We start from the raw sequence: 22469 nt of genomic DNA on the forward strand, positions 1-22469 counted from the left end.
TGCTTACACGGCACGCAACACGGTTTACTACTGCCATTTCGCCTGGAGAAGCTGGGCTTTTCCGACTCGTGACGAAGTGGCGATGAATGAATTTTCGACCTAAAGACGAGTTTTTTCCGTTACTCTTTGATAAGGATTTCGCACGTGGCGAAGCAAATGGTCTTTGACGATGAAGCTAGGCAACCCCTGTTGGCTGGGGTTTCGAAGCTTGCACGAGCAGTACGCAGCACCCTCGGTCCTCGTGGCCGAAATGCCGTTTTGGATAAAGGCTGGGGGTCGCCGAAGATCACCAAGGACGGTGTGACAGTTGCCGAAGAAATCGAATTGGATGATCCGTTCGAAAATCTGGGCGCACAACTGGTCAAGGAGGCCGCTAGCAAGACAAATGATGTGGCGGGCGATGGTACAACCACTGCGACCGTCCTTGCAGAAGCGATCTTCCGCGAAGGTCTTAAGATGATTGCCTCAGGCGCTGATCCGATGGCGCTCTCGCGAGGGATTGCCAAGGGTGTGACTGCCGTTTGCGATCAAATTGATAAGATCGCTATTCCGATCAATGACAAGAACAAAAAAGAGATCAAGCAAGTTGCTACGATTGCGGGCAACAACGATCCTTCGATCGGCGATGTATTGGCCGAAGCGTTCCTCAAGGTTGGCAAAGATGGTGTGATCACAGTCGACGAAGGCCGCGGCAGCGAGACTACTGTCGAAGTCGTTGAGGGGATGCAGTTTGATCGCGGTTATCTGTCGCCGCACTTCGTCACCAATCAAGACGAAGTATCTGTCGAGTTGGATGACTGCCATATTCTGATTTACGAAGAGAAGATTAGCAACAACAAGAAGCTGATCCCGTTGTTGGAGGCCGTTAGCAAGGCGAAGAAGCCTTTGTTGATTATCGCTGAGGACGTGGATGGCGATGCGTTGGCCACTTTGGTGATCAACAAGATGCGCGGCATTTTGAGTGTTGCGGCTGTGAAGGCTCCTGGTTACGGCGACCGACGCAAGGCCATGTTGGGTGATATCGCGATCTTGACCGGTGCAAAGCCAATCTTCAAGGATTTGGGGATTGATCTAGAGAGCGTTAAGCTGAGTGACCTTGGTAAGGCGAAGAAGATCGTCATCACTAGCGAAAATACAACAGTCGTTTCTGGTGCGGGTTCCAAGGCGGAAATCAATGGCCGCGTGGAAGAAATTCGTCGTCAGATCGAAATCACTGACAGTGACTATGACCGCGAGAAACTGCAAGAGCGACTGGCGAAATTGGCTGGTGGTGTCGCGCAGATTCATGTCGGTGCGACCACTGAGACTGAAATGAAAGAGCGTAAGGCGTTGATGGACGATGCGAAGGCTGCGACTCAAGCGGCTTTGGCTGAAGGCATTGTTCCTGGTGGTGGTGTAGCCTTGCTCCGCTGTGAAGATGCGCTGAAGAAGTTGCAGCTTACTGGCGACGAAGCGATGGGTGCCAAGATTGTTCAGAACGTTTTGGACTACCCGCTGCGATCGATTGCCAACAATGCTGGTGTTGATGGTGCTGTGATCGTCAACCGAGTCCGTCAGTTGAAGGACAAGAACGAAGGTTATGATGCGAATTCCGACAAGTATGTCGACATGGTAAAGGCTGGCATCATTGACCCAGCGAAGGTTGTGAAGACCGCTCTGTCGAACGCTGCCAGTATCGCGTCGTTGCTGCTGACCACAGAATCCCTAGTTGCTGATATTCCAAAGGAAGAGGAAGAAGGCGCTGGCGGCCACCATGATCATGGCGACATGGGTGGTATGGGCGGCATGGGAGGAATGGGCGGTATGGGAGGCATGGGCGGCATGGGCGGCATGATGTAACGTGCTGTCTGGTGTCTGCGATAGCTTGGTTGGCTGGCGATTTGCTGGCCGCCGAGTTTTGAAAACTCCCTAGTTTCATTAACAAACAAAACATTTTTAGAATTCAAAAGGTATTAATTATGGCAAAAGTAAATCTTCGTCCGCTTGATGATCGTGTCGTTGTGTCCCCAGTGGACGCTGAAGAAACCACTGCTGGTGGGATTGTTCTGCCCGATTCGGCTCGTGAGAAGCCGCAGCGTGGCAAGGTCGTGGCGGTTGGCCCTGGCAAGATGCTTGACAGCGGAACTCGCGGTCAGTTGAGCGTCTCGATTGGCGATGAAGTCATTTTCGGCAAGTACGGCGGGAGTGAAGTCGAAGTCGATGGCTCCGAATATAAAATTCTGCGTGAGTCGGACATCCTAGCCAAGATTGGCTAGAGTTCGGTCACAAGCTTACTCAACAACAATTTACTCACGCAATTAACAGGTTTATTGAACAATGGCTAAACAATTACTTTTTGATGATCAAGCCCGAGCTCGTATGCTCCGCGGAGTCGAGAAGTTGGCTGATGCGGTTGCTGTAACCATGGGGCCAACGGGTCGCAACGTTATCATCGACAAAAGCTTTGGCGGACCTACGGTCACCAAAGACGGTGTGACGGTCGCGAAGGAGATTGAATTGGAAGACCGCTTTGAGAACATGGGCAGTAAGCTCGTGATCGAAGTGGCCCAAAAGACTAGCGACAACGCTGGTGATGGTACGACGACGGCAACTGTTTTGGCGCGAGCGATCTTCAAAGAAGGTCTTCGCAACATCGTCGCTGGTGCGAACCCAACGGCGATTCGTCGAGGTATCGATGCGGCCGTCAATGCGGCTGTCGAGTATTTGACGTCGATTGCCAAGCCGGTTAGCAGCCGCGAAGAAGTGGCTCAAGTTGGCTCGATCAGTGCGAACAACGATCGCGTCATCGGCGATTTGCTGGCGGAAGCACTTGAGCGAGTTGGCAAAGACGGCGTAATCACTGTCGAAGAAGGCAAGACCACCGATACGGCTGTCGAGTATGTCGATGGAATGCAGTTCGACAAAGGTTATGTGTCCCCGTACTTCATCAACAATCCTGCGGATATGGATTGCGTGATGGAAGACGCGTTGATTCTGATTTACGAAAAGAAGATCAGCAATATTCGCGATATGGTGCCACTGTTAGAAAAGACCGCTCAGAGTGGCAAGCCGCTGTTGATCATTGCTGAAGATGTGGATGCCGAAGCATTGACACTTTTGGTTGTCAACAAACTGCGTGGCACTTTGAATGTCTGTGCTGTGAAGGCACCAGGCTTTGGCGATCGACGCAAGGCGATGTTGGGTGATATCGCGGTTCTCACCGGCGGTACATTTATCAGCGAAGACTTGGGAATCCAGTTGGAGAAGGTTTCGCTGGAGCACCTTGGTCGTGCGAAGAAGCTGACCGTTGACAAGAGCAACACGACGATTGTCGAAGGTGGATCGGATCGTGCAGCGGTTGATCGCCGCGTGGCTCAGATTCGCGCCCAGATTGATCAGACTGACAGCGAATACGACAAAGAGAAGCTGCAAGAGCGATTGGCCAAGCTGGCTGGTGGCGTGGCAATTGTTCGCGTTGGAGCTGAGACCGAAGCGGACATGAAGCAGAAGAAGGCTCGCGTGGAAGATGCATTGCATGCGACACGAGCTGCGGTAGAAGAAGGCATTCTGCCCGGTGGTGGCGTCGCTTTGATTCGTTGCCGTGAGACCGTTTCGAAGCTCGCTGATTCGCTCAAGGGTGATGAACGCGTTGGTGCGAACATTATCCTGGCTGCCTTGGAAGCTCCGCTGCGTCAGATCGCTGACAATGCAGGTATCGATGGTAGTGTGGTGGCGGACGAAGTCTCTCAGAAGCCAATCAACACCGGATACGATGCGAACGCTGGTAAGTACGTTGACATGTTGAAGTCGGGCATTATCGATCCATTGAAGGTTGTACGAACGGCGCTTGCAAATGCCGCAAGTATCTCCGGATTGCTGCTGACGACCGAAGCCTTGGTCACGACTTATGACAAAGACGACAAGAAGAAGCGGCTTGCAGAAGGCGTAGTTGCTTAGTCTCTTTTGAGAAGTGACTTGCGATAACTTTAGTCCTATAGGTCACGATTATTCGACCTATAGGATTTTTTGTTGAGGTGTGTTCGAATCGAGCAAACCTCTGCCCCCTTTTCTTTGACATGAGCGCGACGGGCGATGGATGGCTACTAAACGTTGTTATTACGAAGTACTTGGCGTCGAACGTACCGCTAGCGGTGACGAGATCTCTCGTTCCTATCGGAAGCTGGCAATCAAGTATCACCCGGATTCCAATGCCGGGGATACCGAGGCGATTGGCAAATTTAAAGAATTGGCCGAAGCCTATGAGGTGCTCAGCGATTCGAATAAGCGGGCGCGATATGATCAGTACGGTCACGCTGGCGTGGATGGGCAACCTGGCGGCGGCGGTTTTCGAGACGTCGGCGATATCTTTGAAGCGTTCGGTGATGCATTCGGTGGGACTATCTTCGAAGATTTCTTCGGCGGCGGTCGGTCCGGTAGATCAAGGACACATCGCGGTGCGGATTTGCGATGCGATGTCACTTTAACATTGGAAGAAGCGTACGCGGGCACGAAAAAGACGGTTGCCTTGACGCGTCACGTCGCCTGCGTGGACTGCGAAGGCAGTGGTGCGGCGGCTGGCTCGCAACCTGAAATGTGCCGACGTTGCAATGGACGTGGTCAAGTGGTACAGGCGTCCGGAATACTCCGCGTGCAGACGACTTGTCCCAGTTGCCGAGGTCATGGGCGTGTGATTACAACACCCTGTCGGCGCTGCGATGGTGCAGGCATGGAGCCCAAAGAAGTTCGGTTGGAGGTCACCATTCCGGCTGGCGTGGATGACGGCATGCGCGTCCGTATGCCTGGGGAAGGACAACCCAGTCCCGATGGCGGGCCGGCGGGTGATGCCTATTGCTTTATCTCGCTCAAGCCGCATTCGATCTTCCGTCGTGACGGTTCGGAATTGCTGCTTTCGATGCCGATCACCTTTACACAAGCCGCTCTAGGGCTAACAACAGATGTGCCGACGCTGGACGGATCGCATTCCCTGCAGATTCCAGCCGGGACCCAAAGCGGGACTATCTTCCGAGTGCGCGGCAAAGGCATGCCAGATCCTCATAGCCGCGGCAAAGGGGATCTGTTGGTACAAACCAATATTGAAGTGCCCACCAAGCTGGGCAAACGGCAGAAAGAATTGTTACAAGAGCTGGCGGAAATTGAACATGAAAATGTGACGCCAGATCGAAAAGGTTTCTTGGATCGAATCAAATCGTATTTCCAAACGGAAGCATAATCAGAGAGGTAGCAAATTATGAGTAGTCAATCACCCAACCCCGATCACTCGTTGGAAGAAGCCATCGAGGAAATGGAATCTCAGTTGAATAATCAAGAGCATGACGATCAGGATAGCCAAGTGGACAGTTTCTCCGAACCAGAAACCCCGGAGCAACTGATCGCCGCTTTGGAAAGCCAAATGAGTGAGCATCGCAAACGCGAGTTACAGGCGCAAGCGGAGCTTGAAAATTTCCGCAAGCGGATGATCCGCGACAGCGAACAGCAACTCAAGTATGCGCATCTGCCGGTGCTGCGCGATATGCTGGACGTGGTGGATAATCTGTCGCGAGCTTTAGAGGCTAGTAACAAAGATGCCAACAAGGACGCCGGTCCATTGCTGGAAGGCGTCACGCTGGTACACCAACAGTTGATGAACATCTTTAAGAAGTATAACTGTGTACCCATTGAATCGCTGGGCAAGGAATTTGATCCAAACTTCCATGAAGCGATCTCGCAGGCGCCTAGCGCAGACTACCCTAGTGGGACGGTGATGTACGTGGCCGCAGAGGGCTACAAGATGCATGATCGCGTGGTACGACCCAGCCAGGTAATCGTTTCGACCGGAGCGTGATCAACGCTTCGGATAGGTAATAACCCAGTTCCTTTTCATCTTAGCTTGATTGACTATGCCAACGTATGACTATGAGTGTGATGCTTGCGAACATCGTTTCGAGCTTTATCAGTCCATTACGGCGGAGCCTGAAAAGAAATGCCCGATGTGCAAGAAGAAGAAGCTACGACGCTTGATTGGTACCGGCGCAGCGATCGTCTTCAAAGGCTCCGGATTTTATCAGACCGATTATCGCAGCGATTCGTATCGCAAGTCGGCTGCTGCAGATTCAAATAAAACATCGACTTCCACGGACAGTTCCAAGTCCGAATCAAAAGCGGAACCGGCGAAGTCCTCTACTGAGGCCTCACCCAAGAGTGAGCCTAAAGCGACCAAGCCAAAATCCAAATCGAAAGATTAAGTCGCCGGTTACTAACCTTTGCAAGATATCAACTCCGCATGCTTGAAACTACCATCAAAGACCTACAGATTTCCGAGGTCGTTCGGGTTCATGAACTGAGCAACGGCATGATCCTGCTGATGGAGCGGATGCCACACCTTCGTTCGGCCGCCTTTACGCTAATGCTGCCTGCAGGAACCATTGACGAGCCTGCGGATCGCGCTGGCTTGGCTGCTATTGCAACGGAGATGATGCAGCGTGGAGCTGGTGCGCGGTCTAGTCGGCAGATTATTGAAGATCTCGATTTTCTGGGAGCTGAACGCGATTGCTCGATGTCGCTCCTGTTCAGCACATTTTCATCAGCGATGATCGACAACTATCTTGACGACTGTCTATCGATCTACGCTGACATTGTAAGACGACCGCATTTGGATCCTTCGCAATTGGAAGATGCCCGTGCGGCAGCGATGCAGGAGTTAGCAGCGCTTCAAGACGAACCGATGCAGCGTTGCTTGCTGAAGTTGCGAACGCTGCGTTACGGTGAAACCTACGGTCGCAGCAGCGTGGGTAAACCAGATGGCGTAGCGGCGGTTTCCATCGCGGATGTGCAGGATTACTGTTCAAGTCGCTTGCATGCGACTGGCAGCATCCTTTCCATCGCGGGACATATCGATTTTGAGAAAACGATTGAATGCGTCGAACGGCTGTTTGGCGATTGGACACAAAACCAACGTCGTCCGAGGCATGATATTCCTGCCCACGCGGGGTATGAGCATATCGAGGAGGAGACCAGCCAAACCCAAATCACGTTAGCTTACGATGCCGTGCCGTACGATCATGAGAAGTATTATGAATCGCGGGCGCTGATTAATATCTTGGGCGATGGTATGAGTTCGCGGTTGTTTACCGAAGTGCGCGAGAAGCGTGGGTTGGCCTACAGCGTTTCGGCCTCACCGCAGTCGATTGCAACGCGGTCTTCGGCGTTTATTTATGCTGGTACGACGACAGCTCGAGCCGACGAGACCTTGCAAGTGATCTTAGAAACGGTTGCTGGACTGGCCGACGGTATTTCGGAAGACGAATTGCGACGGCTGAAAAGTCGCGTTAAATCCTCGTTGGTATTTGAACAAGAATCGTGTACCGCGCGCGCTTCGCAGAACGCGGCAGATTGGTTGTACTTGGGACGCATCATCAATCGACGTGAAGTGTTGATGCGGGTGGATGCTTTGACCATTGAGCAACTGAAGGCACACGTGGCGGAGTTTCCGCCGAAGAATCGAAGCTTGGTAACTTTGGGCGAAAAGAAGTTGGAGTCGTTCGATGCAATTTAAAGTTGCCACATTGGATAACGGTTTGCAGATTGTGACCGAAGTGAACCCCGATGCACTTAGCGCTTCGATGGGCTACTTTGTGAAAGTGGGAGCTCGGCATGAGTCCCCCGAGCTAGCCGGCGTCAGTCACTTTCTCGAACACATGCAGTTCAAGGGGACTCCAGCGCGTTCAGCAGAGCAAGTGAATCGCGAGATCGACGAATTGGGGGGGCATTCCAATGCTTACACCAGCGAAGATCACACCGTCTACTATTTGCATGTGATTCCAGAATATCAAGCGCAGGCAGTTGATTTGCTGACTGATATTATGCGTCCGTCGCTGCGTGAAGATGACTTTGAAACGGAAAAGCAAGTGATCATCGAGGAGATCGCCATGTATGACGATCAGCCACCTTATGGCGCGTTTGAACTAGCGATGGAGCAGTTTTACGGGCCACACCCGTTGGCAAATCGAGTTTTAGGAACGTCGGATTCCGTGATGGGATTGACCAGCGATCTAATGCGACGTTTTCATCAGCAGCGTTATGCGGCCAACAACTTGATGTTCGTGGCGACAGGAGCCGTTGACTTCGATGCCTTGGTGGAACAACTCAAACGCTTGACGACCACTTGGCAGCCCTCTGAATTGCCAAGTGTATCGCTGCCTGAGCCTAAAACGGTCGAAACCTTTCGCGAACAGATTGTCCCAGCCGCAAACCAACAGTATGTGATTGGCTTGAAGTCTGGGCCTTCCCGGCATAGTGCGGCCCGTCATGCGATGAAGCTTGCGGCCAGCGCCATTGGCGACGAGAACGGTTCGCGATTGTTCTGGGCCTTGATTGATACGGGCCTTGCCGAAACCGCTTGTCTGTTTACGCAACAATTTGATGATAGCGGCGTGTTGGGGCTATTATTGTGCTGCGCGCCAGAAGACGTGCAGTCCAACTGGGATTTAGCTGTCCAGCAATTGCAGTCGGTACGCACTGCTCCGCTGACGCAGCGCGAGTTCGAATTGGTTCGCAATCGAGTTTGCGCATCGATGATTCTGGCGGCCGAACGGCCCAGCAGTCGTTTGTTTTCGGTCGGCAACAACTGGATGTTTCGGCAGAAGTACGAATCGCTGTCGGAAGTGATCGACAAGTATTCGTCGGTAACGCTCGATCAGTTCAATGCAGCGGCATTAGAAATTGCGGATGGGCCAATGTCGGTGACGTCGGTTGGTCCGGTTTCTGGTTCGCTGGTACTTTAGGCTGAAGATTTTGGCTATGATAATGGGCTGCCGTCTTCGGCGCACTTTTGATGTGCGTTGTACCCACCAACCAAGTTCCATCTCACCAGCCAAATAGAGCCCCATGTTGCGTCTTCCCTGCCGAACTTTGTTAGCGCTTGCTGCGCTAGTATGTCCATTTTCACTTGACGGTTCATTTGCTGAAACCAACGATGGCTTCGAGGTTGCGAAAAACGATTGGCCGTGGTGGCGAGGGCCTGACCGCAATGGAACTGCGGACAGCGAGCAGTCTCCGCCGGTGGAGTTCGGACTAAATAAGAATTTGCTTTGGAAGGCGACGGTTCCAGGGCGCGGTTACGGCTCTCCGACGTTGTTCGGTGATCGGTTGTTTATGCCCAGTTGTGATGAATCAACTGGTCGACAAATGATGCTGTGTTATTCGCGCGACGATGGGAAACTACTGTGGAATACTACAGTGCATGCGTCCGGTGCGCTGCGTAAAAATCCTAAATCGACAGGTGCTTCCAGCACTGCCGCTTGTGATGGTCAACATGTTTACATCAATTTTCCCAATGAGGACTCATTGGTCACCTCGGCCCTGGACCTTGAGGGCAAGCTTGTGTGGCAACGTGTTGTCTCTCACTATGAAGAGCATCAAGGCTATGGCGCTTCTCCAGCGTTATACAAAGATCTGGTGATTGTCACCTCTGATAATAAGGCTGGAGGCGCGATCGTAGCACTCAGTAGAAGTAGCGGCGAGGTGGTATGGAAACGCGATCGACCGCAGAAGCCAAACTATCCTTCGCCCATCGTGTTGCATGCGGCCGGTAAAGATCAAGTCATCTTGGTCGGTTGCGATCAAGTTGTCAGTTATGATCCAATGACGGGTGAGACATTGTGGGAAACGGAGGGAGCTACGACAGAGTGCGTCACATCCACTTTGACCAACGGCAATCTAATCTACACCAGCGGCGGTTACCCAAAGAACCACATGTCAGCAATCAAGGCAGATGGTTCCAAAGAAGTAGTTTGGAAAAATGATTTGCGATTGTATGTACCCTCCATGGTGATTCGCGACGGCTATTTGTATGGAGTCTTGGATGCTGGGATTGCAATGTGCTGGGATGCAGCCACAGGTAAGGAGATGTGGAAGGGGCGAATCGGTGGCACCTTCACTGCCTCAGCGACTCTAGTTGGTGACAAGATTTACATACCAAACGAAGGTGGCGAGTTCTTTGTCTTCCGAGCGCAACCGTCCAAGTTTGAGTTGTTGGCAAAGAATGAAGTTGGAGAAGAAGTGTTAGCCACGCCAACGATTGTGGGTGGTCGCATTTACTATCGCGCCACGGATGCTGCCAAGCGGGAGGCGCGGCAAGAGATTCTGTACTGCTTTGGTAACAAGTAGATGCGAGATCGATCTTCGATATCAGTCCAACGATAACGAACGATCAAACACATATTTCAATGAACAACGACGCACTGCGATTGCTCAATTATTGTGGTGCAACAGCGTCAATCATTGGACGGCAAGTCATCGAGGAATTCGTCTATCGCGAAATGTAGCTGTTCTGGCATCGGCGAATTATGTTCACCTCCGGCGATAGTTACCATCTTTTTGGGGCCTGGGGCAGCCTCATAGAGTTTTATTCCATGCGATATTGGGATCGTTTTATCGGAGTCGCCGTGCGCCAGCAGCAACGGTCCTTGGTAGTCCCGGATCTTTGCTAGTGAATTAAATCGTTGCGTCATGTTCCAGTCGGGAAAAGTCCAAGGGAGAATTTCTTTGGCGACATTGGGCAGCGAAGTAAAGCTACTGACCACGATGAGCCCCCGTGCTCCATCTTTTGACGCAAGATCGATGGCGACAGCGCCACCCAATGATTGCCCCATTAAGACGATACTCGACTCTGGGATATTCCTTCTGGCAGCGAGCCATTGCCTAGCTGCTCGGGCATCGCATAGAAGCCCAAGTTCAGACGGCGTCCCTTTGCTTTTTCCATAACCTCGATAGTCGAGCCCGAAGACTGCTAATCGGTGACGCTCGTTCAGATTCTTTAAGGTAGCTGCGTTCGTAGACACATTGCCCGCGTTCCCGTGAAAGAATAGTGCTACGGCCCTTGGTTCGGGATGATCTAGAAACCACCCACCAACCTGTGTCTTATCGTTGGACAGAAATGACGCCTCTTCAACGACAACCCCGTTTGGATTCCATTCGTCCTGCTGAAATGGAAGCGGGTAATAGATCAGTTTTTGCTCAAGGGGCCTGAGCGGCGAGAGCTTGCCTAGCGGAGCACAACCTGCAACCACGAGTGGTATCAGCGATAGGAGGGACTTTTTCATCGGGGCTGTGAATTTATCAAGAAGTCGGGTAGCAGTGTCGTCGATCGCTCCGCGATCGATACGATAAAGGTTGTTTCGATCGCGGAGCGATCGACGACTATCCAGCGTTCGCAGCCTCATCGTGCAATACTAGAAATCCTGACCGTTCGCCGCAATAGACGTCGGTTTGGGGCGGGAGGCTGCTCAAGAGCCGACTCCAATTCCGTTGATGTCAAATCCCGTTGATCTACGTGTAATGGGAGCCCGATCCGAGAAATGATCTTGACTTGAAACTATTCGTGTTAATAATGTATCCGGATATGCGGATAGATAGCTCAGGTGGTAATAATGATCTCGTGGATGCAGTCACTTTCGGATCTTACAAGGACGCGATTATTGCGGGTCTTGGATCGAGCGGAATTGACGGTCGCCGAGTTGTGTGCGGTCCTGCAAATGCCGCAAAGCACGATTAGCCGCCATTTGAAGATGCTTTCGGACGATGGCTGGTTGCAGTCTCGTCGCGATGGCACTAGCAATTATTATTCGTTGGAAAGGTTGGAGGAGACGCGTGGTCGGTTGTGGGAATTGGTGCGGGAGGAAACTTCCGAAGATGCCGTTTCTTTGCAAGACGACGCTAGGTTAGAGCAAGTGCTGCTGGAGAGATCTGATCGAAGCCAGTCGTTTTTTTCGTCGGCTGCGTCGAAGTGGGATCACTTGCGAGTGGAATTGTTTGGCCAGCGGCTGGATGCTTGGCTTTTGTCAGCATTTATGCCGGCGGATTGGTCGGTAGCGGACTTGGGCTGCGGGACAGGTGCTTTAGTACAAATGCTTGCACCGCAGGTGAAGCAAGTGATTGGGATCGACTCTTCGGCTGAGATGTTGAAAGCAGCAAGGAGTCGCGTTGAGAAGCTAAATAACGTAACGTTAAAACAAGCAGACCTTTATCGGCTGCCTATTGAAGACAAATCTGTGGATGCGGTCATGATGTCAATCGTCTTGCCGTATCTGGAGAAGCCTCACCTTGCCTTTTGCGAAGCTGCTAGAATAGCGAAGGCCTTGGGGCGATTGGTGATTATCGATTTGTTACCCCATGATCGATATGAATATCGTCAAGAGTTGAACCATACCTCGTTTGGGTATTCGACCGCGACTGTTTCAGCGATGCTGAGCGATGCCGGTTGGAGTGTAGAGCGTTGTATGAACTTGCCACCACAGACGGAAGCAAAGGGTCCTAACCTTTTCCTGTGCGTGGCCAAAAAAGTTTAAGCGAAATTGATTTACCCGATTGGTACGCAAATTTACAGCGTGCGGATCTGTTTTCCCTTTTAGGAGTGTTTTATGAGCGCGGTCGCAGCCCCCAAACCTGCAGCATCTACATCAGCGAAGGAAGTTCATTTGCCTTACAAGGTAAAAGCGTTCGATCTTCTTGCTCAAGGCAAACGTGATGAAGCGGCAGAACTTGTTCGATTAGGTCGCAAGGAAATTCAACTTGCCGAAGATGAAATGCCAGGCCTAATGACTTTGCGTGCACGTCATGGCAAAGACAAGCCGTTGGCCGGTGCACGAGTCATGGGGTCATTGCACATGACGACCCAAACTGCCGTTTTGATCGAGACGTTGGTCCACTTAGGTGCTGACGTCCGCTGGGTCAGTTGCAATATTTTCTCTACCCAAGACACCGCAGCGGCGGCAACGGTTGTAGGACCAAACGGAACCTTGGATAACCCGCAAGGTATTCCCGTTTTCGCTTGGAAAGGCGAGACGTTGGAAGAATATTGGTGGTGTACCGAGCAAGCGCTGGTATGGCCAGACGGGGAAGGCCCAGACCTGATCGTCGATGATGGTGGCGATGCAACCATGTTGGTGCACAAAGGCGCTGAGTACGAAAAGGCAGGCAAAGTCCCTGCATTCAATGCAGAGAGCGAACCGCACGAGTGGAGCGTCATTCTCGATCTGCTGCGTAAGTCGATCGTGAATCATCCTGATCGTTACTCCAAGATGGCCGAACGCATTCGCGGCGTTTCAGAAGAAACGACCACGGGCGTCCATCGCTTGTACGAAATGGAACGTCGCGGCGAGCTATCGTTCCCAGCAATCAATGTCAACGACAGCGTCACCAAGAGCAAGTTTGATAACAGCTATGGTTGCCGCCACTCATTGGTGGACGGACTGAACCGAGCGACTGACGTGATGATCGGTGGCAAGGTCGCAGTCGTCTGTGGCTATGGTGAAGTTGGCAAGGGTTCGGCTCAATCGCTGCGTGGCCAAGGTTGCCGCGTCATCGTTACCGAAATCGATCCGATTTGCGCGTTGCAAGCCGTGATGGAAGGTTACGAAGTCAAGACGTTGGAAGACTACTTGGAAACAGCCGACATTTTCATTACCACGACTGGCAACAAAGACGTTATCACTGCGGAGCACATGCACCGCATGAAGGACAAAGCGATCGTTGCAAACATCGGTCACTTTGATAACGAGATCGAGATGGCTGGCCTTGAGAAGATGGAAAAGGCCAACAAGGTCAAGCGAATCAACATCAAGCCGCAATACGACCAGTGGGAATTCGCTGACACCAAACGCAGCGTATTGATTTTGGCGGAAGGTCGCTTGATGAACTTGGGCTGTGCCACTGGTCACCCAAGCTTTGTCATGAGCAGCAGCTTTACCAACCAAACGTTGGCGCAGTTGGAATTGTGGCTGAATCGAGATAACGGCAAGTACGAAAACAAAGTTTATGTATTGCCCAAGCACCTGGACGAAGAAGTCGCTCGTCTGCACTTGGAGAAGTTGGGCGTCAAGCTGACGAAGTTGACCAAGTCGCAAGCTGAGTACTTGAACGTGCCCGTCGAAGGCCCGTACAAGCCAGAGCATTATCGCTACTAAACCGCACTCAACCGTTTCTTGAGACGGATGGGAGCCAAATCAACAAACCGCCAGCGAGAGTTGGCGGTTTTTTTATGCACTCATCCAACGTTGCTTCGTATGATGTTGCCGCACGTGGAATGTTGACTTACTTGGAGAGAGGCTGAGCACGAGCAAACTCAGCGGCGGCTTCTGCTTCTCGTAGCTCTTCTACGACTCGATCAAATTCGATCAGTAAAGCGGCCTGCAGTTCGTCTGAAACAGTCGCTTGTTCGAGCCTTTGCGAAAACACGCGGCGGGGCTCATCGCGTAAAAAACGGATCGCTTCTTCGACGTTCATGTACTCGTCGCGTAGCCGAGCGAGTGGGGTTTCGCGATCCGAGCGCACTTGCAGAATGCTCACATCCGGTCGATCTACCATGGCACGAATCTGTTCGCTGGATGCGGAATCTGGGCCTTTGTTACTCAGTGTCAGTTCCACGAAGCAGCCCAGCGGTTGATCGGGCCATTTGTAGGATGCTAGGTATTGCTCGACCGCATTTGCTTCACAACTCAGCCGCAGCAGTACGCGTTGCTGCGGTATTTCGAGCGACTGTTGTTGGACTATGGAGTTACCTTCGAAGTCGAGCAGTTCTACAATTTTTTGATCGGACGCTTCACTGAAGCTGAGCGGAATCGGCGAACCGCTGTATCGCACGCGGCCTTGTTTGTCAGCGATCTGTGGCTTATGCAAATGTCCTAACGCTACATAGGCAAACGCATCGGGGAAGGCGGAGCTAGGCAACGCTCCCAATCCACCGACATGGATTGAACGTTCGCTGTCACATTGGGTACTGCCCAGAGTAGTTAAATGACCAGTTGCGATCAGCGGTACGGTTTGGCGAGGCAGATTCGAATGATGGTCGGCGAGCCTTCGATAGACCGTACTGATCCCTTGAATCATTTGCGATTGGATCTCTTCGGCCGTTTCTCCTGGCTGGCCTACTCGTACATCGCGATCGCGGAGAAAGGGAACTGCAGCGATTCTAATCTTTACCGGATCGCCTACTTCGATCAAACAATCGGTAATGTTCGGAGGCAGCATGCCGATGACGTGCACGCGATGGGTTTTCAGTAGCGGCGCGACCGACTCCAGTTGTTTTGCAGAATCATGATTGCCGCCGATGATCACCACGTCACAACTGCAACAAGCATGTAACTGCGATAAGAAACGATACAAGATGGTGCTGGAGTTGTGTGGTGGATTTGCTGAATCAAAGATATCGCCAGCAATAACCAGCACGTCCACCGAATGATTTTCGATTTGCTGTGCAAGCCAGCTCAAAAACGCGATATGTTCGTCCTCACGAGAGCGATCGCAGAGGCATTTGCCTAAGTGCCAATCCGCTGTATGCAAAACGCGAACGCGGGAATGGAGAGTTTCGGTGCTTTGATTGCTTGTCATAACATTGGGAAAGGACTGCGGATTGAGCCTGCGACGCTCGTAACCCAATTCATGCAGATTCAGCAGCAGAGCCATCGTAGGGAGACAATTTTACGCAAAATGGGCAGCTCAAACAGCCATTTCCTATTGGAGAAGGCCTTATTTTTAGTGGTGGGATGAGCGGCGGAAAAATCTCACTACAATACCAAAGCAATCGGTGTTTGCAGGTAAGTACTCCGTCGGAACCAACAGGGGCAACTGGATGAAGCCACTTTACGCTATCGCATGTTTGATGGTCTGTGCCAATGAGGTACTGGCAATGGAGGATGGAGCATCGTTAAGAATCTCAACTCGAAGAGCTGAAGATCAGGTTGAGATAAGTTCGACTGCGGCTCAAACAGAGATAACATTCCGAAGTCCGACTGGAATCAATGGTGCGACGGTGCAACGACTGGGTGAACGCTGGCCAGATAAGCTATTGGTCCGACTGCGATTGAAGGGCTTGGAGAATCTAGCCGTTACTAATGGCAAGCAGAAGTTGCGAGCCTCGATTTCAAGTCAGTCGGCCGAGGTTCGTTTATGGCTGGATGGGAAGGAAGATCTCTTGCTGGATGCCGAAAATCCGTATTGGATGTCCGTCCGTGTGTTGGATCGAGAGGGCAAAGCGACGACATCGATACCGTTGCAAGAGGGGGCTATTGAGTTCTATCTTCCGCGCAAGTTCTTCGAGGACAATCCAGAGGCGATTGCATTGGAGTGGATTGACTTTTATCGCTGAAGCGGTTGGACGCCGTCGTCGTCGGACTAATGGTTAGGCGGAAGATTCCGTGGACCTAGTGCTGGCAACTTCTGCGTACGCCAAGAGGTGGCTGGTAAACGAAAAAGGCCCCGACCGTTGCCAGTCAGAGCCTAATTGTCTCGTCAGGTTGTCTGTATTCGGTTCTACTCGCGTGGGCGAATAGCTCCAGTCAAACCGCTGTAATCCACCCGATCGTCACCGTGCCACAGTGGTTGGCCCAGCTCGACTCGACGGCGCAAGACGTCGATCTTCTCGGGCGACCCAGCCGGTGCATCGGTCGGAAGGAATGAATCATCCGCGTTGGGGATGAAGTCTTCGTCGTGACCGTATTTAAGGATCGCTTCGAAAACATTCTTACAAACATTCGCCATCAAGTAAAACTCCTAAGTGAAATGAATTTAGTGTCACTAAAGTGACGTTAGGTGGTGTCAAGCGGTTCACATAAGCAGGACGGGAACGTCGGAGGAACTTGGCTGAACACAAATTGTATTGGTTGGTTTTCAGGCACTTCGCGACGCGCTAACTGGGTATCGCGAAACTGAATTCGATGGATTATTAGCGCCGCAACCCCAATGTCAAGAAAATTTCGTGAGCTTTACCAGCTATCCTGCAACTTAGGGACTCCGGAATTTCCCTAGGCAATTGCTGCCGCTGGGTCGGAATGTGAGGGGGCTGCACAAACTATTTTCCCGTGCCAAATTGAAGGCTGACGGGAGTTCGGGTATGCATTCATTGCGAATGCGACTCCACTGTGCTTAGGGTCCATGTTAAGGGCGATCACTTGTACTTTAGGGGCGTGGATAGATTGTCGCGGGAGGTTTGAAGGCGATGGATTTCAACACAAGTTGGCGATCCCATGGAGTTCGGTCTCGCGCACAAAAGCCTATGTCAAAGCCTGCCGGCAGGCTCCAAAATAATTGGAAAATATCTTGGGTTGAATTCTCAGGTGGACTCGACAGATGGACACTTTTGCAAACTTTGATACCGCCCTGTCGCGATGCTGGAGGATAAGCTTGTTGTTGCCAGTTGTGGTTTGATTGTTTTCAAGCTCAGGGCAATTCCGCTGTGCGGGACTGATGTCCGCTTCACACCTTGGTCCGCTCAACCACATACCCACTAGCGTTCCATACCACGCGATGCAAAACTGGTCGATCTTCGTTCCATCCTTTTTTGCAGGCAGGTGCGGCATGTGGCATCAGACCGAGATCCGTTTAAAGCCCCGTCGACGCGGTTACCACCTGGTAACCAGTGAGATCGAAGCGGCTTGTCCGGAATTGCGCCAGATCGAAGTTGGATTGTTGCATCTGTTTCTGATGCATACGTCCGCTGGGTTGGGGATCAATGAGAACGCGGATCCTGACGTCCGAACAGATTTAGAGCCGATGATGAACCGCATCGTGCCCGAGGGTCAGCCGATCGAGCATACGTTGGAGGGCGACGATGACATGCCAGCTCATGTAAAGAGTTTGCTCGTAGGTTGTCAGCTTACCATTCCTGTTCACAACGGTCGTCTGCGACTGGGCACTTGGCAAGGGATCTATCTGTGTGAGTTTCGCAATCAGGGCGGGGCTCGTTCGGTTGTGGTTACATTGCAGGGTAAGGCAATCGGCGAATGAAATAGCCAGGTTGTGGACCGCGATCACTTGACCGGAATTGCTGCTACCGTGTAGGCTGTTCATCTTGGGTACTGCTGCTTCTCTCGATGGATCCTTGGAACTTGAATTTTGGCACTTGCGACGGCCGCTCGCGATCGCCTTAAGATGATTCTCAGTTGCCATGACGACCTTCGAAGTTGAATGTTCAACGAGCAGTTGGTGGTTAGAAAACTTTTTGCTTCGGAGTTAAAGACGTGACGATTACTCGTGTTGGAACAAACAATAACTATGCATCGGGTTGGGATTTGGCATTTGGAAAAGGCAAATCCAAGAAAGCGTCGAACTCGACGGTAAAGACGCCAGCTAAGCCCAGTAAGGCGGCTGCGAAATCGACAGCCAAGCCGATGCCAAAAGCGACCGCGAGCAAAGCTGCTCCTCGCAATCCTGCTGCGACAAAGGCCGTTGCCGTGAAACCAGCGGCTAGTAAAGCCAAGGCGAAGCCAGCGGCGAAGGCGAAGACCAGCAACAAAAAAGCTCGCTAGTTCTTTCTTGTCGGCGACGAACGCTTGATAGAGCCGAACGATTTGGTACGATGGTCTGTTCCAGGCCGTCGTACCTGCCGCGAGGTCCGCGACGGACGAAGGCGAGCCATCTTGAGAGTCATTTTTGACTCTAGAGCCACTGCAACCTCTCTTTTGCGGCAGGTTAAATCAGTTTTTGAATTCAGGCAAATTAGCCATTGAGCCATAGCTCACGGTTTCCGAGAGAACCGACGCTATCGCGTTTCGGATAATGCGCGATGTGAATATCTGACTTGCTCTCTCTTTTGCGGGACTCTGGTGGCAAATTCTGTGAGTCTGAGGCATAATAGCAGTCTAGCTAAATTTGCTAGCCCCGCCTGCTATGCCTGCTTCCCACCTTCGCCCTCTCGCACTGGTCCATCATGATGGATGCTCTATATCGCGGCTTGTCCCATCGAGCGATTACCCTATTGCGATTTTGTCGCCTAGCATCCCTTAAATCTAGTAGCGCGACTTACAGCGGCGCGCTGCTGCTGGCTGGCTGTTGTTTATGGAACACCGAGCTTGGCATGGCCCAAGAGACGCAAGAGTATCAGCGCACCGTTGACTTTCTCACCAAGCATTGTCACGAGTGCCATTCTGGCGACCAGCCTGAAGGCAGTTTCGCTGCCTCCAGCCTCACTACAGACTTTGATCATCCAGCCAATCGCAAGGACTGGATGAACGTCCTGCAACAAATTCAAACCGGCACCATGCCGCCGGTCGATCAACCGCGACCGCTGCCGGAGGACGCCAAGTTCGCCGCTGATTGGATTGCAGATCAAGCTGCGGCGGCAATGAAGCGTCAATATGCCGAGCAAGGACGAGTTGTTTTGCGGCGGCTCAGTCGTCCTGAGTTTGAAAACACAGTGCGAGATCTATTGGGAGTCGAAGTCGATCTAGGTGACCTGTTGCCGATGGAGTCCACGCCCGAGGGCTTCGATAACAGTGCCGAAGCTCTTCACGTTTCATCCTACCTGATGGAAAGCTATCTGGCCGCTGCGGACCGCGTGCTGGATGCAGCGATTGCCAGTGGCCCGAAACCGTGGGTGATTAATAAGCGGTTCGATATCAAAGATGAATCGTCGGTCAAACGCACCGGCAGCGTCTATCGTCACGAAGATGATGGCGTAGCGATCTTTAGCTCTTGGGTTTCTGCGAACATTCAAGTCACGATGTGGAACTTTCAAACGCGTTTTCGCGGAAAACATCGGTTTCGCATTTCGGCTTATGGCTATCAAACGGATAAGCCTGTGACGTTCCACGTTATGGCAGGTCCAATGAATTCAGCCGCCCAACAGTACTTGATCGGCTATTACTCTGTGCCACCGGGCAAGCCGTCGGTGATTGAGTTCACCGAAGCGATGGAGGCTGGGTTGACGATTCGAATTATTGCTGATGGGTTAGGGGCGATTCCGCCGCAGGTAGAAAAGATCGGAGCAGAAAACTATACCGGCCCAGGCTTAATGGTGCAGTGGGTCGATATAGAAGGGCCCCTCATGGATGCGTGGCCACCGCGCAGTCATCGTCAGATCTTTGGCGACTTGCCACAAGTGTCCGTGACGGGCACTGAGGATTCCAAGCGATTTGAAGTCGTTTCGTCTAATCCGTCCGAAGATGCGCTTCGCATTCTTTTGCAGTTCGCTCGCCGAGCCTTCCGCCGCGAAGTGTCATCTGAGGATGTTGAACCTTTCCTGAAACGCGCTAACGCACAATTGGAACAAGGGAAATCCTTTGAACAAGCCATCCGAGTGGCACTCAAGGGGATACTACTGGCACCTGACTTTCTTTTCCTGCGTGAAGCGCCCGGGCGATTGGATGACTTTGCATTAGCTAGCCGATTGTCCTATTTCCTGTGGAGCAGTATGCCTGACGAGGAGCTCATGTCGCTGGCGGAGCGAGGCGAGTTGAATCAGCCTGAACAGTTGCGTCAGCAGGTCGAACGCATGTTAAAAGATCCGAAAGCGGAAGCATTGACAACGAACTTTGTGACCCAATGGCTTGGCCTGCGAGCGATCGACGCCACTGCGCCCGATGGTCTGCTGTACCCTGAGTATGATGATGTGCTTAAGGATTCTATGTTAAAAGAGGTCCAGTACTTCTTCCAAGAAGTGTTAACGCACAATCTGAGTTTGACGCATTTTGCAGCTTCGGACTTTAGTATGCTGAACGGTCGCTTGGCTAAGCATTATGGAATCGAGGGCGTACCTGATGGGCTCGATTTTCATAAAGTTACCTTGCCTGCCGACAGCCATCGTGGTGGCCTGATGACCATGGGCGCGATCTTAAAGATCACTGCCAATGGCACAACCACTTCACCAATCGTGCGCGGAGCCTGGGTTTTGGATCGCATCTTGGGTTCGCCTCCGCCAAAACCGACGGTGGATGTCGAAGCAGTCGAACCGGACATTCGTGGAGCGACAACGATCCGCCAGCAGTTAGCTTTGCATCGCGACCACGTGCAGTGCGCAAGCTGCCATGCGCTGATTGATCCACCGGGCTTTGCCTTGGAAAACTTTGATGTCATCGGAGGTTGGCGAGAATACTATCGCAGTATTGGTGAAGGCCAGCCGGCAGTGGTAAACGGCAATACAATGCGATATCGCAACGGACCGAAGATTGAAGCCGCTTATCAGTTGAGCGACGGACGCACTTTCGAAAATATTGATCAGTACAAACAGTTGTTGCTGGCAGATAAAGACCAACTCGCCCGGGCTTTGGCCGGCAAGCTTTTAAGCTATGCTACCGGCGGAGCTCCGACATTGGCGGATCGTGAGAGTATACAGCAGATGGTCGATAACGTACGCGATCAAGACTACGGTTTTCGTTCGCTGGTTCATGAAGTTGTTCAAAGCGATGTCTTTCAATCAAAGTAAATTGGATTTAAGGTGGAGCAAATGATTCATATAGAACGCCGACGATTTCTGCGAGCTTCGGGAGTGGCATTAGCGCTGCCGTGTCTGGAAGCGCTCCGGCCAGTCCGCGCCGCTGGAAGTAGTGCCGAGCCTGCGCGACGGATGTTGTGCATATGTGCTCCGTTGGGTTTGCTGCCAGCCAACTTCTTTCCAGAAAAGGCGGGCAAGGATTTTGAGCTTACGCCGTACCTCGATTTGTTGCGTGATTTTCGATCGGATTTAACCGTCATTTCCGGACTGTCACACGCTGGAACTAACCCCGGGTTCGCTCACCAAGCCACCGCAAGTTTCTTGACAGGTGCGCCAGGAGCTGGCAAACCAGGCTTTCAGAACTCCGTATCACTGGATCAATTCGCAGCGGAATACATCGGCGCAAAAACACGGTTTTCCAGCCTAGTATTATCAGGCGAGGGCCTAGGATTGTCTTGGACCCGTACTGGAGCGATCGTGCCTGCAGCGAACTCGCCGTCGAAAGTCTTCTCACAAATGTTTTTGGATGGAACACCCAGCGAGATTCGCGCTCAGTTACAGCGCTTAGAAGATGGCAAGAGTATCTTGGACGACATTCGCGAGCAGACCTCTGGGCTGAATGCAAAACTTGGTTTCGATGATCGCGGGAAATTGGACGAGTATCTGTCAAGCGTGCGATCCCTGGAAACAAGACTACAACGTGAGGAAGGATGGCTGAATACGCCCAAGCCAAAAGTCAACGTCGCTCCGCCTTCGGACATCGCAAATGCCGCTGATCTTATTGGACGCACGCGTTTGTTGTTCGATCTGGCACACCTTGCATTTGAGACCGATTCAACGCGATTGATTACCATTATGCTCGCCGGTTCAACTTATGCGCCGCCTATTGAAGGAGTTTCATTGGGGCATCACGATTTGTCGCATCATGGGAAAGACCCAGGCAAGCTCGCTCAACTGCAGATCGTGGAACAAGAAGCGATGAAGACCTTGCGTGACTTGCTGACCAAGCTTAAGTCGACCGCTGAGGGCGAAGCTACGTTGCTTGACCGAACCACAGTCTTCTTTGGGAGCAACCTGGGCGATGCCAGCAGCCATTCGGTCAAAAACCTTCCGGTATTATTATGTGGCGGTGGCTTCCGACATGGCCAACACCTTGCGTTTGATCCTGATGCGTCTGTTCCGCTGTGCAATCTATACGTCAATATGTTGCAGCGGTTGGGCATTGAAACCGATCGATTCGGCACAAGCTCCGGTACACTCACAGGAATTGAGTTGTTGTAATCACCAG

At 52.1% G+C, this 22469-nt stretch carries 19 protein-coding genes; 16 read left to right on the forward strand and 3 right to left on the reverse strand.

The genetic code is table 11. The features are described 5' to 3' along the window. Positions 1-144: 144 nt before the first annotated feature. From groL (SH302x_RS08645) to SH302x_RS08685, 9 genes are all read left to right on the forward strand, one after another. Positions 145-1839: a chaperonin GroEL gene (groL, locus tag SH302x_RS08645; RefSeq protein WP_479368332.1), complete on the forward strand. Its 1695-nt coding sequence runs from the start codon at positions 145-147 to the stop codon at positions 1837-1839. Between the two features lie 119 nt (positions 1840-1958). Then, the gene (gene groES, locus SH302x_RS08650) at positions 1959-2255 is read left to right on the forward strand and encodes a co-chaperone GroES (protein ID WP_479368333.1); all 297 of its coding nucleotides are present in this window, start codon (positions 1959-1961) and stop codon (positions 2253-2255) included. Positions 2256-2316: 61 nt separating this feature from the next. Continuing rightward, positions 2317-3936 carry a chaperonin GroEL gene (gene groL, locus SH302x_RS08655; protein ID WP_479368334.1) on the forward strand — a complete coding sequence of 540 codons (1620 nt, stop codon included), beginning with the start codon at positions 2317-2319 and terminating at the stop codon, positions 3934-3936. A gap of 139 nt (positions 3937-4075) precedes the next feature. After that, entirely contained in the window at positions 4076-5209 is a 1134-nt protein-coding gene (dnaJ, locus tag SH302x_RS08660; RefSeq protein WP_479368335.1) for a molecular chaperone DnaJ, read from the forward strand. 18 nt (positions 5210-5227) lie between these two features. Further along, positions 5228-5821 (forward strand): nucleotide exchange factor GrpE, encoded by a 594-nt coding sequence (gene grpE, locus SH302x_RS08665; protein WP_479368336.1) that lies wholly within the window; start codon positions 5228-5230, stop codon positions 5819-5821. A gap of 55 nt (positions 5822-5876) precedes the next feature. Then, on the forward strand, positions 5877-6221 hold the full coding sequence (locus SH302x_RS08670; protein WP_479368337.1) for an FmdB family zinc ribbon protein: 345 nt from the start codon (positions 5877-5879) through the stop codon (positions 6219-6221). A gap of 38 nt (positions 6222-6259) precedes the next feature. Next, positions 6260-7531, forward strand: coding sequence for a M16 family metallopeptidase (locus SH302x_RS08675; protein WP_479368338.1), 1272 nt, complete (start codon positions 6260-6262; stop codon positions 7529-7531). Next, complete coding sequence (locus SH302x_RS08680; RefSeq protein WP_479368339.1) at positions 7521-8759, forward strand: M16 family metallopeptidase; 1239 nt, start codon at positions 7521-7523, stop codon at positions 8757-8759. The genes SH302x_RS08675 and SH302x_RS08680 overlap by 11 nt, the downstream gene beginning before the upstream one ends. A gap of 103 nt (positions 8760-8862) precedes the next feature. Next, the gene (locus tag SH302x_RS08685) at positions 8863-10143 is read left to right on the forward strand and encodes an outer membrane protein assembly factor BamB family protein (RefSeq protein ID WP_479368340.1); all 1281 of its coding nucleotides are present in this window, start codon (positions 8863-8865) and stop codon (positions 10141-10143) included. A gap of 107 nt (positions 10144-10250) precedes the next feature. On the opposite strand, the gene SH302x_RS08690 is transcribed toward SH302x_RS08685, so the two are convergent. After that, positions 10251-11198 carry an alpha/beta hydrolase gene (locus tag SH302x_RS08690; protein WP_479368341.1) on the reverse strand — a complete coding sequence of 316 codons (948 nt, stop codon included), beginning with the start codon at positions 11196-11198 and terminating at the stop codon, positions 10251-10253. Between the two features lie 207 nt (positions 11199-11405). Here SH302x_RS08690 and SH302x_RS08695 point away from each other — a divergent pair, with 207 nt between their 5' ends. After that, positions 11406-12323, forward strand: a complete 918-nt coding sequence (locus SH302x_RS08695) for an ArsR/SmtB family transcription factor (RefSeq protein ID WP_479368342.1) — start codon at positions 11406-11408, stop codon at positions 12321-12323. 72 nt (positions 12324-12395) lie between these two features. Next, positions 12396-13940 carry an adenosylhomocysteinase gene (ahcY, locus tag SH302x_RS08700; RefSeq protein ID WP_479368343.1) on the forward strand — a complete coding sequence of 515 codons (1545 nt, stop codon included), beginning with the start codon at positions 12396-12398 and terminating at the stop codon, positions 13938-13940. Between the two features lie 127 nt (positions 13941-14067). On the opposite strand, the gene sbcD is transcribed toward ahcY, so the two are convergent. Further along, positions 14068-15438 (reverse strand): exonuclease subunit SbcD, encoded by a 1371-nt coding sequence (gene sbcD, locus SH302x_RS08705; RefSeq protein ID WP_479368344.1) that lies wholly within the window; start codon positions 15436-15438, stop codon positions 14068-14070. Between the two features lie 166 nt (positions 15439-15604). On the opposite strand from sbcD, the gene SH302x_RS08710 reads away from it, so the two are divergent. Then, positions 15605-16120, forward strand: coding sequence for a hypothetical protein (locus SH302x_RS08710; RefSeq protein WP_479368345.1), 516 nt, complete (start codon positions 15605-15607; stop codon positions 16118-16120). 164 nt (positions 16121-16284) lie between these two features. Here SH302x_RS08710 and SH302x_RS08715 read toward each other — a convergent pair whose 3' ends face one another. Continuing rightward, the gene (locus SH302x_RS08715; RefSeq protein WP_479368346.1) at positions 16285-16512 is read right to left on the reverse strand and encodes a hypothetical protein; all 228 of its coding nucleotides are present in this window, start codon (positions 16510-16512) and stop codon (positions 16285-16287) included. An 816-nt stretch (positions 16513-17328) separates the two neighbouring features. Between SH302x_RS08715 and SH302x_RS08720 the strand changes: the two genes are divergently transcribed. The 4 genes from SH302x_RS08720 to SH302x_RS08735 all read left to right on the forward strand — a co-directional run bounded on the left by SH302x_RS08720 (position 17329) and on the right by SH302x_RS08735 (position 22462). Then, positions 17329-17757, forward strand: a complete 429-nt coding sequence (locus SH302x_RS08720; RefSeq protein ID WP_479368347.1) for a secondary thiamine-phosphate synthase enzyme YjbQ — start codon at positions 17329-17331, stop codon at positions 17755-17757. 233 nt (positions 17758-17990) lie between these two features. Then, complete coding sequence (locus tag SH302x_RS08725; protein ID WP_479368348.1) at positions 17991-18278, forward strand: hypothetical protein; 288 nt, start codon at positions 17991-17993, stop codon at positions 18276-18278. 401 nt (positions 18279-18679) lie between these two features. Next, the gene (locus SH302x_RS08730; RefSeq protein WP_479368349.1) at positions 18680-21172 is read left to right on the forward strand and encodes a DUF1592 domain-containing protein; all 2493 of its coding nucleotides are present in this window, start codon (positions 18680-18682) and stop codon (positions 21170-21172) included. A gap of 21 nt (positions 21173-21193) precedes the next feature. Continuing rightward, complete coding sequence (locus SH302x_RS08735) at positions 21194-22462, forward strand: DUF1552 domain-containing protein (RefSeq protein WP_479368350.1); 1269 nt, start codon at positions 21194-21196, stop codon at positions 22460-22462. Positions 22463-22469 lie beyond the last annotated feature (7 nt).

Source organism: Njordella calcicola (assembly GCF_056494125.1).

Coding starts and splice junctions, on each gene's coding strand:
- SH302x_RS08675 (WP_479368338.1), top strand. CDS start 6,260: ATGCTTGAAACTACCATCAAAGACCTACAGATTTCCGAGGTCGTTCGG.
- SH302x_RS08680 (WP_479368339.1), top strand. CDS start 7,521: ATGCAATTTAAAGTTGCCACATTGGATAACGGTTTGCAGATTGTGACC.
- SH302x_RS08695 (WP_479368342.1), top strand. CDS start 11,406: ATGATCTCGTGGATGCAGTCACTTTCGGATCTTACAAGGACGCGATTA.
- SH302x_RS08690 (WP_479368341.1), bottom strand. CDS start 11,198: ATGAGGCTGCGAACGCTGGATAGTCGTCGATCGCTCCGCGATCGAAAC.
- dnaJ (WP_479368335.1), top strand. CDS start 4,076: ATGGCTACTAAACGTTGTTATTACGAAGTACTTGGCGTCGAACGTACC.
- SH302x_RS08735 (WP_479368350.1), top strand. CDS start 21,194: ATGATTCATATAGAACGCCGACGATTTCTGCGAGCTTCGGGAGTGGCA.
- SH302x_RS08720 (WP_479368347.1), top strand. CDS start 17,329: ATGTGGCATCAGACCGAGATCCGTTTAAAGCCCCGTCGACGCGGTTAC.
- groES (WP_479368333.1), top strand. CDS start 1,959: ATGGCAAAAGTAAATCTTCGTCCGCTTGATGATCGTGTCGTTGTGTCC.
- SH302x_RS08685 (WP_479368340.1), top strand. CDS start 8,863: ATGTTGCGTCTTCCCTGCCGAACTTTGTTAGCGCTTGCTGCGCTAGTA.
- SH302x_RS08710 (WP_479368345.1), top strand. CDS start 15,605: ATGAAGCCACTTTACGCTATCGCATGTTTGATGGTCTGTGCCAATGAG.
- ahcY (WP_479368343.1), top strand. CDS start 12,396: ATGAGCGCGGTCGCAGCCCCCAAACCTGCAGCATCTACATCAGCGAAG.
- groL (WP_479368334.1), top strand. CDS start 2,317: ATGGCTAAACAATTACTTTTTGATGATCAAGCCCGAGCTCGTATGCTC.
- grpE (WP_479368336.1), top strand. CDS start 5,228: ATGAGTAGTCAATCACCCAACCCCGATCACTCGTTGGAAGAAGCCATC.
- SH302x_RS08730 (WP_479368349.1), top strand. CDS start 18,680: ATGATGGATGCTCTATATCGCGGCTTGTCCCATCGAGCGATTACCCTA.
- SH302x_RS08670 (WP_479368337.1), top strand. CDS start 5,877: ATGCCAACGTATGACTATGAGTGTGATGCTTGCGAACATCGTTTCGAG.
- sbcD (WP_479368344.1), bottom strand. CDS start 15,438: ATGGCTCTGCTGCTGAATCTGCATGAATTGGGTTACGAGCGTCGCAGG.
- SH302x_RS08715 (WP_479368346.1), bottom strand. CDS start 16,512: ATGGCGAATGTTTGTAAGAATGTTTTCGAAGCGATCCTTAAATACGGT.